The sequence below is a fragment of the Secundilactobacillus mixtipabuli genome (genome assembly GCF_002217925.1).
In the GTDB taxonomy this organism is placed as follows: Bacteria; Bacillota; Bacilli; order Lactobacillales; family Lactobacillaceae; genus Secundilactobacillus; species Secundilactobacillus mixtipabuli.
Genome location: NZ_BCMF01000007.1, coordinates 73,913 through 89,757 on the forward strand (window position 1 = coordinate 73,913; position 15,845 = coordinate 89,757).

Annotated in this window: 13 protein-coding genes and 1 other RNA gene; 6 read left to right on the forward strand and 8 right to left on the reverse strand. The window is 44.0% G+C overall.

What is annotated here, in order from left to right; all coding sequences use genetic code 11:
• Nucleotides 1–77: 77 nt before the first annotated feature.
• The 3 genes from rnpB to IWT5_RS08040 all read right to left on the reverse strand — a co-directional run bounded on the left by rnpB (nt 78) and on the right by IWT5_RS08040 (nt 1,460).
• Nucleotides 78–457, reverse strand: an RNA gene (gene rnpB / locus IWT5_RS08030) — RNase P RNA component class B.
• Nucleotides 458–477: 20 nt separating this feature from the next.
• Entirely contained in the window at nt 478–825 is a 348-nt protein-coding gene (gene gpsB, locus IWT5_RS08035; protein ID WP_089109447.1) for a cell division regulator GpsB, read from the reverse strand.
• Between the two features lie 71 nt (nt 826–896).
• On the reverse strand, nt 897–1,460 hold the full coding sequence (locus tag IWT5_RS08040; protein WP_089109448.1) for an SLOG family protein: 564 nt from the start codon (nt 1,458–1,460) through the stop codon (nt 897–899).
• 187 nt (nt 1,461–1,647) lie between these two features.
• On the opposite strand from IWT5_RS08040, the gene recU reads away from it, so the two are divergent.
• Together recU and IWT5_RS08050 are read left to right on the forward strand one after the other, a co-directional pair.
• A complete protein-coding gene (recU, locus tag IWT5_RS08045) occupies nt 1,648–2,253 on the forward strand; it encodes a Holliday junction resolvase RecU (protein ID WP_225360256.1) in 606 nt (201 codons plus the stop codon).
• Between the two features lie 24 nt (nt 2,254–2,277).
• A complete protein-coding gene (locus tag IWT5_RS08050) occupies nt 2,278–4,584 on the forward strand; it encodes a transglycosylase domain-containing protein (protein WP_089109449.1) in 2,307 nt (768 codons plus the stop codon).
• Nucleotides 4,585–4,671: 87 nt separating this feature from the next.
• Here IWT5_RS08050 and IWT5_RS08055 read toward each other — a convergent pair whose 3' ends face one another.
• The 5 genes from IWT5_RS08055 to IWT5_RS08075 all read right to left on the reverse strand — a co-directional run bounded on the left by IWT5_RS08055 (nt 4,672) and on the right by IWT5_RS08075 (nt 11,431).
• Nucleotides 4,672–5,397, reverse strand: coding sequence for a DnaD domain protein (locus tag IWT5_RS08055; RefSeq protein ID WP_159459309.1), 726 nt, complete (start codon nt 5,395–5,397; stop codon nt 4,672–4,674).
• Between the two features lie 110 nt (nt 5,398–5,507).
• Complete coding sequence (gene asnS, locus IWT5_RS08060; RefSeq protein ID WP_159459310.1) at nt 5,508–6,803, reverse strand: asparagine--tRNA ligase; 1,296 nt, start codon at nt 6,801–6,803, stop codon at nt 5,508–5,510.
• Nucleotides 6,804–6,824: 21 nt separating this feature from the next.
• A complete protein-coding gene (locus tag IWT5_RS08065) occupies nt 6,825–8,012 on the reverse strand; it encodes a pyridoxal phosphate-dependent aminotransferase (protein ID WP_089109452.1) in 1,188 nt (395 codons plus the stop codon).
• A gap of 30 nt (nt 8,013–8,042) precedes the next feature.
• Nucleotides 8,043–8,549: a cell wall elongation regulator TseB-like domain-containing protein gene (locus IWT5_RS08070; RefSeq protein ID WP_089109453.1), complete on the reverse strand. Its 507-nt coding sequence runs from the start codon at nt 8,547–8,549 to the stop codon at nt 8,043–8,045.
• Nucleotides 8,550–8,602: 53 nt separating this feature from the next.
• On the reverse strand, nt 8,603–11,431 hold the full coding sequence (locus IWT5_RS08075; protein ID WP_143443091.1) for a helicase C-terminal domain-containing protein: 2,829 nt from the start codon (nt 11,429–11,431) through the stop codon (nt 8,603–8,605).
• A 282-nt stretch (nt 11,432–11,713) separates the two neighbouring features.
• On the opposite strand from IWT5_RS08075, the gene mvk reads away from it, so the two are divergent.
• Genes mvk through fni form a run of 4 tightly spaced genes read left to right on the forward strand, consistent with a single transcriptional unit; the run spans nt 11,714 to nt 15,812 of the window.
• Nucleotides 11,714–12,664, forward strand: a complete 951-nt coding sequence (gene mvk / locus IWT5_RS08080) for a mevalonate kinase (RefSeq protein WP_089109455.1) — start codon at nt 11,714–11,716, stop codon at nt 12,662–12,664.
• On the forward strand, nt 12,661–13,647 hold the full coding sequence (gene mvaD, locus IWT5_RS08085; RefSeq protein WP_089109456.1) for a diphosphomevalonate decarboxylase: 987 nt from the start codon (nt 12,661–12,663) through the stop codon (nt 13,645–13,647). The genes mvk and mvaD overlap by 4 nt, the downstream gene beginning before the upstream one ends.
• A gap of 49 nt (nt 13,648–13,696) precedes the next feature.
• Nucleotides 13,697–14,770 (forward strand): phosphomevalonate kinase, encoded by a 1,074-nt coding sequence (locus IWT5_RS08090; protein WP_089109457.1) that lies wholly within the window; start codon nt 13,697–13,699, stop codon nt 14,768–14,770.
• A 4-nt stretch (nt 14,771–14,774) separates the two neighbouring features.
• Nucleotides 14,775–15,812, forward strand: coding sequence for a type 2 isopentenyl-diphosphate Delta-isomerase (fni, locus tag IWT5_RS08095; protein WP_089109458.1), 1,038 nt, complete (start codon nt 14,775–14,777; stop codon nt 15,810–15,812).
• Nucleotides 15,813–15,845: the final 33 nt, after the last annotated feature.

Below are 15,845 nucleotides of genomic sequence, written 5' to 3' on the forward strand. Positions count from 1 at the left end.
TTTCTTTGTGGTGAGTGGCCAGTTAAACTGCATAAAAAAAGGTGAGAGTCACCTCTCACCAATCCTGAACTGTAAATCTCTGTAAGCCATGTTCCGTACTTTATTAGATGTCAGGGACAGTCTAATAAAGCGGTAATCATCTATCTCAAGAGTTAAAAACTCTTCCCCCACATTTAGTTCATTTCCAGATGTGAAGCTCCCCTACCATAGTTTGGGTTGCCCGCTCGAGGGGTTTACCAACGTTCCACCGTACCCGTTTCCGAATACGTCATCGTCGCTGTGGCACTTTTCAGGGATATTAACGCATAGCCGAAACCTTAGCGCGTTTTCCCGCCGTAACTTCTTACGAAGTCCCCCGGCTTATTTTTTCACCGAGCACGAACACTACAAGCATCTCAGCTTGTGCGAGCATGGACTTTCCTCAGCCGACATAAGCCGGCCGCGATTACCCGAGATTTACAAGTTACTATCTAGTTATTACAGACGGTGGGATGCGTTAGCACCACTGTCTACTTGAGAACCAAAGACGTGGCGTTCAAGGTTGGAAAGACGTTTTAGAATATCCATGTTAGTCACATTGACAGCTGGCTGACTTGGTTGTGCGGTTGTTGTACCGCCAACGGATAATTGCTTCGTCAATTCATCAACTTTTGCACGCAGACGTTCGTTCTCGTCTTGAAGGTGCTGATTTTCCTTCGTAAATGTTTCGTAGTCCTTAATCACATTATCTAAAAAGCTGTCAACGTCAGCAGGGTCATACCCGCGCATCTTCTGACGGAACTCTTTTTGAAGGATGTCTTTTGGATTATAATTAATGGTTGCCATTTAAATACACCTCATCACTTATTCAACACCAACATTTAAGATGTTATCAAATTTTAGTTTAAATTGAAAGCCTAATTTGAATTTTTATTTGAATTTTCGCCAAATTCATATGAAAATTCTTGCAGTTGATCAAAATCGACCAGTTGAAGCGGATAATCATGCTTGTCCTGCCACTTCAAAATCGCATTATAATCGTAACTCGATTTGCCTGCGTTGTCTATATCGTATACTAAAATCGCACCGTCAGTGTGACTTAACATGAATTCTTGATAGTTTCTTAATTGTTGTGGTGATGTGTAGTCGTGATCACTGACGCTAGCGTGAAAATCAACTTGTGAAATCAGTGTTGCTAATTTCGCCTGATTCTCTGGTTTCCATTGACTACCGAAGTGTGTGAAAGGTGTCATCATTGCCACTTGAAGCTCTGGGTAGTCTTTTTTTAGATCGATACCGACTTTAGCAGCCCACTGTTCGATCCCCATTTGGCCACCAGTGATCAACCAAGTTGTCCCGTCTTCAATCGCGGCGGTAATGAGTTTTTTCAGGGCGTATTGCAGCACTAAAAATTTGGGCTCTTTATCCGAGAAAACGCCCAATTCATAGGCCCGATAACCAGTAATCCAAACACGTTGCATTTCACTGTCTCCTTTTTGTGGTATCATTTCAACCATGAGTGTTGTGCTAAAACTAATTTCTTACATAATACTTAAGTTAATTGTTTCATATTCCAGTTTTTATTCACGAGTCAACTTGGTATAATAACCGTAACTGGGTATGCACTTTTTCTCAACATTTTACTATAGAAAAGAGATGATCCAGCCAGTGACAATCCATTATCCAAATGGGACTCAATACCAGCCACACTCAGCTAACCGACCGATGCACACTAATGCGTCCTTGGTTAAGCACGGTGGTCGTGGCATGACGTTAGAACAGGAAATTAACGAAAGCAATCAATACTATTTAGCACATGACATTGCAGTTATTCATAAAAAACCGACTCCTATTCAAATCGTCAAGGTTGACTATCCCAAACGCAGTGCCGCGGTGATTCGGGAAGCTTATTTCCGACAAGCCTCTACCACTGATTATAACGGAATTTATCGTGGCCGGTATATCGATTTTGATGCAAAAGAAACTAAGGAAACCACTCGTTTCCCCTTAGATAACTTTCATCAGCATCAAGTTGAACATATGCGTAGTTGTTTAAAACAGGGCGGAATTTGTTTTGGTTTAGTCAAATTTGTCACGCTTGATCAATTATACCTATTGAAAGCAACTGACTTAATCAAATACTGGGATGCACAGGAAAATGGCAATGGCCGCAAATCAATTCCACTATCGGCTTTTGAAGCTAGTGCCATTCCAATCAAGTATTCGCTCAACCCCATCATTGCTTATCTTGATGCGGTTGATCAGCTTATTTAACGCCTTAATCAAAGGAGTCTATTTATGTCAAGTAATCAATCCAATCCTCAGACACGATCAGAAATGCACGCCGAACGGAATCGTGGTTCCAATGGCCACCATACCTTTAGGCGCATATTCAAGTGGCTGTTTGTTCTCTTTTTAGCAGCTATTCTATTAGGTGCCGTTGTTTTCTTCTACTATGCTGAAGGTGCGCCAAGCATTTCTCAATCCGCACTCGAAAGTGATACTTCAACTAAAGTCTATGATTCGAATAACAACGTGATTTCAAGGCTCGGTGCCCAAAACCGTGACTACGTGAAATCTAAGAACATCCCCGCTCAGTTGAAGTCGGCCGTTGTTTCAATTGAAGACCGCCGCTTTTATAAGAATTACGGTGTGGACCCCATCCGGATCATCAGTGCCGCCGTGCATAACGTGACGGGATCTTCATTAGGTCTCCAAGGTGGGAGTACCTTAACCCAGCAGCTGGTTAAATTGTCGGTCTTCTCAACTGCTAAGTCTGACCAAACTCTAAAACGGAAATCGCAGGAAGCTTGGTTAGCTATCAAAGTTGACCAGAAGTACAGTAAACAGCAGATCCTTGAATTTTACATTAATAAAGTTTACATGGGTAACGGTGTTTATGGGATGCAAACTGCCGCCCATTACTACTATGGTAAATCGTTAACCAAGTTAAGCCTGCCAGAAATGGCGATGATTGCTGGGATGCCACAAAGCCCAACGAATTATGACCCGATTCATCATCCCAAATATGCCACATATCGACGAAATCAGGTCTTGGACGCGATGGTTGCCAATAAGCAGATTACTGCCAGCCAAGCCACTGCTGCTAAAGCCGTTGGTGTTCAAAGTGACTTAGCTAAAACGCATCCAGTAAGTACGATTAATCTGACTAATCAAAAGTACATTGATGCTTACCTTAAGGAAGTTTACTCAGAACTCAAGAGTGATGGCTACAACACTAACACTGATGGTTTGCGGGTTTATACGAACCTGAATATGTCAGCTCAAAAGCACCTGTACAGTATTGCCAACAGCAATAATTACGTTGCTTATCCAAGCAACAAATTCCAGTTAGGTGCCACAATGGTTAACCCGAATAACGGTAAAGTTGTTGCAATGCTGGGTGGCCGTAAAACCAGTAATGTCTCATTTGGCCTTAACCGAGCAGTGCAAACGGATCGTTCCAGTGGTTCAACTGCAAAACCAATCGCCGATTACGGTCCCGCAATTCAATATCTGAAATACCCAACTTATCAACCCGTTCAAGATACCCAGTATTACTACCCTGGATCCACGCGTGAACTAAACGACTTTGACAATCGTCATGAAGGCACGATCACCATGCGTAAGGCGCTGGTAGAATCACGGAACATTCCGGCGGTTAGAACATTAGATGCTGTTGGGATTAATCGAGCCACTAACTTTTTGGGTAACTTGGGAATGACCTTCAACGATAAGCTGACCCTTCAAAACGGGATCGGTCTTTACATTTCCACTGAACAAGAAGCCGCAGCGTACGCAGCCTTTGCAAATGGTGGGACTTATTACAAACCACATTTGCTGGACCACGTTGTGACGGCGGATGGGAAATCCCACTCATATGGTGTTAAGGGAACTCGGGCAATGTCACCTGCCACAGCATTTATGATTACGGACATGCTTAAAGGCGTTATTACCAGTACAAATGGTTCAGGTACCGCTGCTAACATTTCAGGTCTCTACCAAGCTGGTAAAACGGGGACAACCGCCTATCCCGATGATTACGCATCTTCAGTTCCTAGTGATGCGGCAATGGACTCTTGGTTCACTGGTTATACTAAGAACTATTCCTTATCCGTTTGGACGGGCTATGACAAACAGTTTGAGCAGGGACACTACCTCCCTTACGAGCAAACCAAGATTGCTCAGGAAATTTATCGTTCTGAAATGAGTTACGTTCAGCAAAATGCAAGCAACACGGATTGGACAGCTCCTTCAGACGTTGTGGCTACTCGTCGAAACGGCACGACGGAATATTACGTTGCCGGCTATCCGGGTGACGCTTCAACCGCTACCAATGATGGCATCAGCAGCAGTACAAATGCCAATGATTCGACTGGTAATAACGAAGCAAATACGAATAGTTCATCGAAGAGTTCCAGTTCAAGTAAGAGCTCCAGCACATCAACTGAACAGCGCCCAACTGGTGGTAATGGCGGCGCTGGCGGTGGTGGTAATAACGACACACAAAATACTAATTCAAATTCTACTGAAACTACACCAAACACGAACAACGGTGATAACACTGGTAGAACGAATACAGCGACAACTAAAAATGGGCAATAAGCCTGTCATTGATTAAACAAAAAATCCCGATATCAGTTATTAATTCAAACTGATATCGGGATTTTTTTGAAATAAAGTTAAGGAAAACTAATCTTTCGGCTGCTCACCAATCTTAAACATCGGGATATTTGGTAAATGGTTATTTTTTTGATTGCCCTTATTAGCTTGATTTGGGCCTGCAGACGTCTGCTTTAATTGACGCTGTTCTCTTTCATGCTGAACCTGTTCAGGAGTCGTCAGGTGCTTTTTTTGCCAGTTTAACAGGATACGATCCATATACTTCAGATTATAAACCTGGTTTAGGACCGCTTCTTTAAGTGCTAAGCGAATCACGCCAACTTGATAATGATCTTCGTCCAGCCACTGAGAAATCATTTCGAGCTCGATTGGCGATAACGGTCGACCAAATTCAGTCTCAATTTGATTAAAAATGGTTTCCCGGTCGTTTGCCACTTGACTGGTAATGGTTTCTGTCTCTGCCTGTTTAACATACTGTGCCAATTTCTCATACAGCAAGGAAAAATCGTATGAGTCCCGCGCTAATTGACCCGGCTGCTGTACCGTATTGATCTGCATTAATCGTTTCCCAATCATCGTGTGCAGTTCCTGAAAAATTTGGTTATCCGTCAAACCTACCGCTTTAGCGATGGTCTCAGTTTGAGGAAAACTGATGCCACGATCGTTGTAGCTTTTGATTTGCAGATAAATTAAAAATTGAGTATTACTCATGCCAAGTTCGCGATAATGTTCCAGCAATAAGGTTGAAAGCGTTGTTTGGCCTGATTTAATCAAGGCATTCGCAAATGCGTCCATCTTAATCCCTCCCATCCTTGTAAGTTAGTCTAAAAGCGAAGAAACTCCCCCATTGCACCATCTTAGTTAGGCTCCGGAGAAGTTTCAATATTATGCGAGTTATTTAAAGTCTATGGATAAATACGGTTCAATAGACGTGGGAATGGAATGGCTTCTCGAACGTGATCTTCACCGGTGATCCACGTAATTGCTCTTTCAAGACCCAAACCGAATCCTGAGTGAGGCACACTACCGTACTTACGAAGATCTAAGTACCAGCTGTATTCCTTAGGATCCAAACCAGTCTTCACAATTTGGTCGTAAAGGTAATCATAATCGGTCGCTCTTTCAGAACCGCCAATAATTTCGCCGTAACCTTCTGGTGCCAATAAGTCAGCACAGATAACAACGTCCTTACGTGTTGGGTGTTCCTTCATATAAAAGGCCTTAATGGCTTTTGGATAGTTTAAAACAAACACAGGTTGTTTGAACTGATCAGCCAAGAAAGTTTCTTCAGGTGAACCGAAATCAACACCCCAGTCAACGTCAAAACCGTTTTCCTTTAGCATTTCGACAGCTTCATCGTAACTGATTCGTGGATAAGGTAATTGCGTATATTGCTTAAGGGTATCAATGTCACGGCCTAAAACGTCGAGAGCATCCTTACAATGATCGATAACGTTTTGAACCAAGAAAGCAATGTAATGTTCCTGAATTTCCAAACTTTGTTCCTGATGCATGAAGGCCATTTCTGGTTCGATCATCCAAAACTCAATCAAGTGACGACGAGTCTTGGACTTTTCAGCACGGAACGTTGGGCCAAACGAAAAGACCTTATCAAAAGCCATTGCGCCAGCTTCTTCGTAGAGTTGGCCTGATTGTGACAGATAAGCATCACGATCGAAGTACTCTGTGTGGAACAAATCAGTTGTCCCTTCAGGTGCACTACCCGTTAAGATTGGTGCATCGATCTTGGTAAAGCCTTCCTTGTTGAAGAATTCATAGGTAGCACGGATGACTTCGTTACGGATGATCATAGTGGCATGAGGACGTGATGAACGTAGCCATAAGTGACGGTGATCCATCAGGAAGTCGACCCCGTGATCCTTTGGTGTAATTGGGTAGTCTTCGCTTTCCCCAATCACTTCGATGTCTTCCACCGCAATTTCGTAGCCAAATTTTGAACGGCTGTCTTCATGAATCACACCAGTGATCCACATACTGGTTTCTTGACGAAGTTCCTTAGCTAATTCAAAAACTTCTTCAGAAACGTTATTTTTAAGGACGACACCTTGGAAAAAGGCGGTACCGTCTCGTAATTGCAGGAAAGCAATTTTTCCGCTGGAACGCTTGTTAGTTAGCCAAACACCGATTTTAACTTTTTCGTCAACGTGGTCTTTGGCGTTAATGATGTTAATCTGTTGCACAATGTAACCTCCAATAAATAATTAGTCTTTAAATTGTACCATGAAAGCCTTGATTCTAACCATAGCTGTTTTTAATGATGTCAAATCAGTCGCGTAACTGATCCGGACGTGATTCGAGACGCCAAAGGCTGAACCGTCAACTAAAGCAACGTGTGCTTCAGTTAACAGCCGGCTAACTAGCTCGCCAGTCGTTTCAATACCGGAAAGTTTTAATGCAGCACTGACGTCTGGGAAAAGGTAGAAAGCCCCCTGTGGTTTAACGGGAAGGTCAAATCCTGGAATGTCGTTTAACAGTGGATAAACAGTGTTAAGGCGGTTTTCAAAGGCTTGACGCATGACTTCAACCTGTGCCTGATCACCCGTCAAGGCTTCCAGGAGCGCGTACTGACTAACTGCAGTTGGATTGCCAGTGGCGTGGGACAGAAAAGCAGCAATCTTACTGATCAGCTGCTCATTGGCAACCACATAACCCATCCGCCAGCCAGTCATAGAATAAGTTTTACTCCCACCAGAAATGATAATGATTCGGGGATCCAACTGGTCAGCAAGTTGGGCAATTGAAGTAAAATGGGCACCATTATAAACGAGTTGGCCGTAAATATCGTCCGTGACGACCATTAAATGATGCTGACTGGTCCAATCGTTTAATTCACTGAGTTCTGAATGATCGTAAATGACACCAGTTGGGTTCTCAGGGCTATTTAAGACAAACGCAACGGTTTTATCCGTTACCTTCGCTGCCAAATCCGCTGGTGTTGCTTTGAAACTGTCGCCCACGGGAACGGCAACCGGCACACCGCCTGCCAGCTTGATCTGTTCAGAATAGCTCACCCAATAAGGCTCAGGCAACAAAACTTCATCACCTGGGTCAAGAATGGCTTGAAAAGTACTGTACAGCGCCATCTTGGCACCTGTCGTAATGGCAACATTTTTAGCCGTCAGATTCTGCAAACCATAGTCATTTTCAGTACGGTTTGCAACCGCAGTGCGGAGTTCTGAAATCCCAGCAGCTGGCGTATAGAAACTGGCTTTACCAGCTTTGATTGCGTCAATGGCTGCCTGTTCAATGTTTTTAGGGGTTTCAAAATCAGGCTCACCAATACCAAGATTAATCACGTCGAGACCGTCAGCAATCATTTTTTTCGCCTGAGAAGAAACTTTCATCGTTGCTGAGGGTTGAAGCTTTTGTGCACGCTGTGAGATCTTCAAAAAAATAGCCTCCTTGAATAACCTGTATGATTAAATATTTTCAATCGACTGTAATACCTTACCTGATTTAAAACTTAACGTTTCGTAGCATAAATGATTCTTTTGGTTCATGTAGCTAATCACCCAAGCAGGATGCCCGTTAAATACGCTGAGCGCTGCTGAAAGCACTTTTTTAGGATTGTGCTTTGACCAGATCCGGCTAAGTGCCTGGTCACGTGATAGGCCAGCTGACTGCTGCAATGCAACAACGTTGCCGCCCTTTTGGGGAACAACAATGTATACCGACTGATTTTGATTATTCTTACCTGCAACGGTGTAGTAAGTCTGGTTTAAATTGGTCCAATAAAAACCATCAGTCGTTTTAAGGCCAGCATATTTTTTAGCAATTTGGATAGACTGCGCTTTCGCTTTAGTCACCGGGGAAGTTGCATGGTGAATCCCCCCAAAAATGAATAGCAGCAAAACCACGATAATGCCCAAAATGATGAGCAAAATGCGGTTACTGATTGACCGCCGGCTTGCATGTTCCCTTCTCATGTTCTTCAACACGCCTTCTTTCAATTGTTACTGCCAACAATTATAGCAAAATCTCAGCTATCGTGGCCGATACTTTTGTGATTTTTAAAGAATTTAGTCATATCATTAAGCAACTGCGGTACCGTGCCCGTCATGGTTGGTAAGCTTGCAGGTAAGGTCTTTAAGATTGTTTGCCCGTAATGCCGTGTTACCAGCCGGCTATCAAGCACAATAACAGCACCGTAATCCTGCCGGGTTCGAATTAGCCGGCCGATCCCCTGCCGCAATCGTAAGGTGGCCTTGGGTAAGGATAGATTATAAAATGGATTCTTACCCTTTGCCTTCATCCGTTCATACTGAACTTTCGTCTCCAATTGATCTGGTGAGTCGAATGGCAAACGGGCAATCACTAACAGCTGCAACTTGTCCTGAGGCAAATCGATTCCTTCCCAGAAACTGGCAGCGCCAAGCAGAACTGCATTGTCTTCATCCATAAAGCGCTTGATCAATTTTTCCTTGGAACCAGAAATCCCTTGTGCCAAAATTAACCGTTCCTTTGGATGAATGGCTTCCGTTAACTTACTGTAAACAGCTTCAATGGCTGCCAATGAGTTAAATAAGACAAGGGTTGGTCGATTAACCCGAGTCAGGGCTTTAATCAGCGTTTGTGCGACATACTGATTATACTTTTCTTCTTCCTTAATATCAGGGGCATCGTTTGTCATGTACATTTTAGCTTGGGTTTCAAAATTAAAGTCGGATTTTAGCCGACGCATTTTGACCGCGGTTCGATCAAGATCTAACTGATCGTACAGATACTGTGATCGGTTGGACGAGAAGAGGGTTGCACCGGTAAACGTAGGGGCTTGAAAATGAGAGTAGATCTGCTGTGATAAAAAGCCCTCTACAGTCATTAAATTAGAAGCAACCATAATGTGAGTTAAATCGTTGCTGACTGTCAGCCAATAGAGATAACTGCCCGTCCCTGCTTCCTCATGTTGCGGTGCCTGCCGAATGGCAGACAGCGTCTTCCAAGCATCCGTCAGGGCGTTGACTGCGTGAGAAAAACGCATGAACAGTTCCTCATCACTCTTTAACCAGCGATTAGACTGCTGATAAAAAGAATCGGTGATTGCCGACAACTTATCTTGAAACTTTCCCACTAAGATGTCTAACTGTTCAAATAAGCCTTCACGTTGTTTGAGAAAGCCAATCCAATCGGTTTCTGAAATCACAATTTCTTTATAGGGTTTAGTGAATTTCCCACCAAACTGGGCTTTGAAGTGGCTTGTTAGGTAGTCACTTAGAGCTCGTAACTGTCGACTGAATTCGATGAGCCAACGATAGAAGGTACTTAAATCATCGTTCAGCGTTAGCCCTTCAGTTGCGGCTGTTAGACCGTATTCATTTTCCGGGTCCAGCAATTCCATCAATCGCCGGCCAGTCGACAGTGAAACTTGGAAATCAAACTTTTGCCGTTGTGTCCTTAACGCATAATCAGCGAGATGCTGCGCTTCATCAACAACTAGGTACGGCTGATGAAAATTATCACCCAGTAAATCAGCATGCTGAACCAAAAATGCATGGTTAACAATAATGAACTGCGTGTATTTCAACCGTGTGTAAAGCCGACGGAGAAAGTCATCTTCGTAAAACGGATCGGTATCCGTTAAATCGGCCATACCGTGGTGGTAAACACTATCTAAGTACGGCGGTTCATTCTTAAAATGCAGTTCGTCTAAGTCACCAGTCGTGGTTTGACTGAGCCAGACCAGCAGACGAAGTTTGATCAGCTGTGTCTGCTTAGAATGATCAGCTTGACTCAGAGAAACTTTAAACCGTGATAGATCAAGATAATGGGCGTTTCCCTTCACAACTTCCGCATGCGTTTCGAACGGCAGCATTTTTTCTAACAGCGGCATCGTTTGATTAATCAGTTGATTTTGCAGCAAAACCGTATCGGTGGCAATGACCACCTGTTTATTGTATTTTTGTGCGAGATAGGCCATTGGCAAGACGTACCCCAAAGTTTTCCCCGTACCAGTAGGTGCTTCTACGATCAATGGCTGATTGGCAGTTTCGGTGTCTGTATATTGACGGTAAATCAAGTTCATCATTTTGGCTTGATCAGCCCGCCACTCAAAGTGCTTTGGGAACCGCTTCAGTTTGTTTTTTTTCGTTCTCGGATAAGTATATTCCCGATCATTCGTTGGTGCTAAGACCGGTGTTTTTCGCAGCGCAATCCCGTGGGAGACGTACAAATAATCAGGCAAACTCCGGGGATTCTTACGGACTTCAGCGAGTCCCCACTTGAAGACTTCCGCGGTATTTTGCGGTAGATCAGCCTCTTCCGCAACCATTTGCTGTAAAGTCACAATCGGCAGTTCAAGCATGCGTTTGAACAACACGATCAATAATTCTCCCGTCACTAATGCATCGTCATTAGCAGTATGCGGGTGATCGTGTTCAATATTAAGATATGATGTCAAATCGTGCAGTCGGTAACTTGGGACTGTCGGCAACAGGATTTGACTCAACGTCACCGTGTCGATGGCTTGAATATCAAGTTTGGGATAGCCCACCCGTTCCAATTCTGCATTTACAAACGGAAAGTCAAAATTGACATTGTGCGCCACGAAAACAGTATCAGACAATAAACTGTATATCGTACCCGCCACGTCATCAAACAAGGGTGCTTTTTTGACCTGCGCTTCAGAAATACCCGTTAAAGCCTGAATCGATTGTGGGATTGAGGTTTGTGGATTAACGTCTGTGTTGAAATGGTTAATGATTTCGCCATTCTGTACCAGCACGCACCCAAATTGAATCATTCGGTTGCCTTCAGCAACGTTAGTACCAGTCGTTTCAATATCGACGACGGCATAAATTGTATTTGCATCCATTAATTTCACCAAATTCTCTATTATCTTTCTTCGTTTATCATACTACACTTGGTTCCTAGGCGGAAGCAGACGTTTATAGATGAAACAATTTTACTTTAATTAACGCTTTAATGGCATCATTCAGTTATTCTTAAATAAAGCATTAAATTTACTTAATTTCGGCTTGCTTAACCCCGCATTATCTTGTAACAATCGGCTATTTGTCGTATGATACCATGTGTTTGTAATCATGTATAAGACGTGTTATTTATTCAATTACTATATTTGAGGGGAGTCATTTTTGTGGATACACCGGCAAGTGGCAGCAGTCACGCAAAAATCATACTAATTGGTGAACATAGTGTTGTGTATCACCAACCTGCAATTGCATTACCATTGCCAGCCGTTCGCGAAAGTGTGACTATCGCTCGTCGTGAAGATGGTATTCAGCAATTGATCAGCCGCTACTATACAGGAGCTAGACAGGCAGGGCCATCGCAATTAGCAGGGATCAATCAGTTGATTGATGACTTATTAGTGCGCTTTAACGTGCCCAATATTGGCTTTGACTTAACCATTAACAGTCATTTACCTGCTGAACGGGGCATGGGTTCGTCCGCTGCTACTGCGGTGGCCATTATCCGGGCGCTGTATCGCTTTTTAAACCAGCCGCTCTCCCACGAACAATTATTGGCGGATGCAAATATTTCGGAAAAAATCATTCATGGCAATCCTAGCGGCATTGATGTGGCGACAGCTAGTGCGACTAATCCAATCTGGTTTATTACCGGAACTCAGCCGATCAGTATCCCCTTCCACTTACATGGCTATTTGGTCGTCGCTGATACGGGGGTTCATGGGCAAACCGGATTAGCGGTTAAGGCAGTTGCCTCATTGCGCGAGCGTGAACCGCAAGTTGCTGAGACAGCCATCAAAGGTTTAGGCCAGTTAACCTATGCTGCAAAATCAGCGCTGGCTAACGATCACTTAACTGAATTAGGCACCATTTTTGACCGCGCTCAGCATTTTTTAAAGCAGCTTGGTGTTAGTCATCCCCGATTAGATGAAATGATCACCGTGGCTAACCGAAATGGCGCGTTGGGCGCCAAATTAACTGGTGGTGGTATGGGGGGCTGTATGATCTGCCTTGCACCAGATGAAGCAACGGCCACCCAAATTCGGCTGGCACTGGCTAACCAAGGTGTTACCCAATCATGGGTTCAGCCCTTAAAAAGTGAGGAAAACAAATCATGACCATTGCAACGCACCCAATCACCGCAAAAGCACATACTAACATTGCTCTGGTGAAATACTGGGGCAAATTAGACACTCAACTGATCATTCCACAAAACGACAGTTTATCGATGACGCTGGATGAATTTTACACTAAAACTAGCGTGCAATTTTTACCTGAACTGGCAACGGATAAGGTCATTTTTGACGGTGAAGAGCTCTCAGATAAAGACAGTGCAAAAATTCGGACTTTTTTGAACCTGGTTCGTGATTTGGCCCACATTACTTATCGAGCAAAAGTCGAAACAAAGAATTTTGTGCCCACGGCAGCAGGATTAGCTTCTTCTGCATCGGGATTTGCAGCACTGGCCGGCGCAGCTAGCCGAGCCGCTGGTTTGAATTTAAATCGCCGGGACCTCTCTAGGCTGGCCCGGCGTGGTTCAGGTTCAGCAACGCGTTCCATTTTTGGCGGGTTTGTTGCCTGGCAGCAAGGACATGATGACGAGACTTCCTTTGCGTATCCCATCGACGAGCAGCCAACGTGGGATCTTGCCGTTATCGCCTTGGTTTTAACGGCCAAACAAAAGAAAATCTCCAGCCGAGTTGGCATGCAGTTAGCTGTTGAAACCAGCCCATTTTATGTTGAATGGATCAAAGCGAGTCAAGCTGATTTTGAGACCGTCAAAACGGCGATTCAAAATCAAGACTTCACGTTACTAGGTCATACCTCAGAGCAAAACGCCATGCGCATGCATGCTTTGACCCTCAGTTCTGATCCCAATTTTACATACTTTAACGCTGATAGTCTTAGAGCGATGAAGATGGTTAAAGACTTACGTTTGCAAGGGATTCCCTGTTACTTTACAATGGACGCTGGGCCAAACCTGAAGATCATTTGCCAAGGGGCTGATGCTGAGCGCATTGCGCAGCATTTTCAAGCCGTCTTTGGTGATAAACAAGTACTCATTACCCGACCAGGTTCGGGTATCTCAATTTCAGATTAATCAATTAGCAGCAGTTCAGTCTGTCTTGCTAATGAAAGGACATGATGTTTTGATTTCTGTGAAAGCCCCAGGCAAACTTTATATTGCAGGTGAATACGCCGTCGTTGAGACTGGTTTCCCCGCGATCATTGTTGCGCTGGATCAATTTGTGACGGTGACGATTCAATCTGCTGACCAAATCGGCAGTATCGTTTCTAGTCAATATCAGGAAAACTCAATCTACTGGCGCCGTGAGGATGGAGAAATGGTGTTTGATAACCGGGATAACCCCTTCCATTACATTTTGTCCGCCATTAAAGTGACTGAGGATTACGCTAAAACTCTGGGGACAGATTTAGGCATCTACCATTTAACCGTGGAAAGTGATCTAGATAGTCAGGATGGCCGTAAGTATGGCTTGGGTTCCTCAGCGGCTGTGACCGTAGCCACAATCAAAGCACTTTGCAAATTTTACCAGCTGCCCGTTAACCATGACAAACTCTTTAAGTTAGCGGCCATTGCCCATTTTCACGTTCAAGGCAACGGCTCACTAGGTGACATTGCAGCCAGCGTCTACGGTGGTTGGATCGCCTATCACTCCTTTGACCGGGATTGGTTAAAGCTTGCCGAAAAAAACTATAACTTTGCTGAAATGCTTTCCATGGACTGGCCAGGGCTGGACATTGAATTGCTGACCCCACCAGAAAACTTGAAGTTATTGGTCGGCTGGACGGGTTCGCCAGCGTCAACATCTCACTTAGTGGACCGTGTTGCACTGAACAAAGCTAAGCGGCAACAGGCTTATCAAGACTTTTTGACGAATAGTAAGGCCTGCCTGAAACGAATGATCGATGGCTTCAGAAATCAGGATCTAGAAACGATTCAGACTGAGATTGCTGTGAACCGAAAATTACTAAACGAGTTAGACCAATTTACCCACGCCCATATCGAAACACCGCTGCTTAAAAAATTGTGTGAAATTGCTGAAGCCTTTGGCGGTATTGCTAAAACGTCAGGTGCTGGCGGCGGTGATTGCGGGATTGCCATCATTGATTCGCATAAGCAATTAAATCAACTGGTTGATACTTGGGCTTCAAATCAAATTATTCCTTTAAACTTTAACGTTCACGACGTAGAGGAGTGATCATATGACCTCACAACAGTCACATCGTAAAGATGAACACGTTTCACTAGCAGAAAAATTTCATCAGTCTGCCAATAGCAGTTTTGATCAAGTCCGGATACTTCATCAGAGTCTGCCTGAATTAGCACTATCGGACGTTGATTCAATGACTCCTTTTGCAGGCAAACAGATTGCCTATCCTGTTATGATTGAAGCAATGACTGGTGGGAGTGAACGGACCGGTCAGCTAAATGCTCAGTTGGCACAACTAGCTGCCATCACTCATTTACCAATGGCTGTTGGTTCGCAAAGTGTTGCCTTAAAAGAACCCGATTTAGCTGAGACTTTTTCAATTGTCCGGCATTATAATCCAACGGGAATGATGATTGCTAATATTGGTGCGGGACATAGTGTTGACGATGCTCGAAAAGTCGTCGAGATGATCTCAGCAGACGCGTTGCAGGTCCACATTAACGCTGCTCAGGAAATCATCATGCCAGAAGGTGATCGTGAATTTTACTGGCTGGATCAGTTAGCAGCCATTGTGGCTAAGCTGGATATCCCCGTTATTGTGAAGGAAGTTGGCTTTGGCATGACTGCTAAAACGGTTCAAAAACTCATGTCAATTGGGGTCAAATACGTTGACTTAAGTGGTCGTGGCGGGACCAGTTTTGCCAAAATCGAGAATTTTCGTCGGCCACAAAAAGAGATGGCTTATCTCGATGACTGGGGCCTAACGACGACGGAATCATTACTTGAAATGCGCAAATTGTCTGCCCGTCCGGTAATTATCGCCAGTGGTGGGATCAAAACACCCTTGGACGCTATCAAAGCATTGGCTTTAGGCGCTGACGTTGCTGGTATGGCTGGTGAAGTTCTGCACCATTTGATTACCGATGACTATTCAGTAACTGAAGATTGGCTGATACATTGGCTTCAGGACTTCAAATGTTTAATGTTGTTAACTGGTAGCAAAACGGTGAAAGATTTGCGTAAACAATCGATGGTCTTTTCGCCCGAATTAGAATCATTTGCACGGCAAAGGTTTATTTCACTAGAATAATTGTTATATACAAAAAGATGACTACTTGCCCTT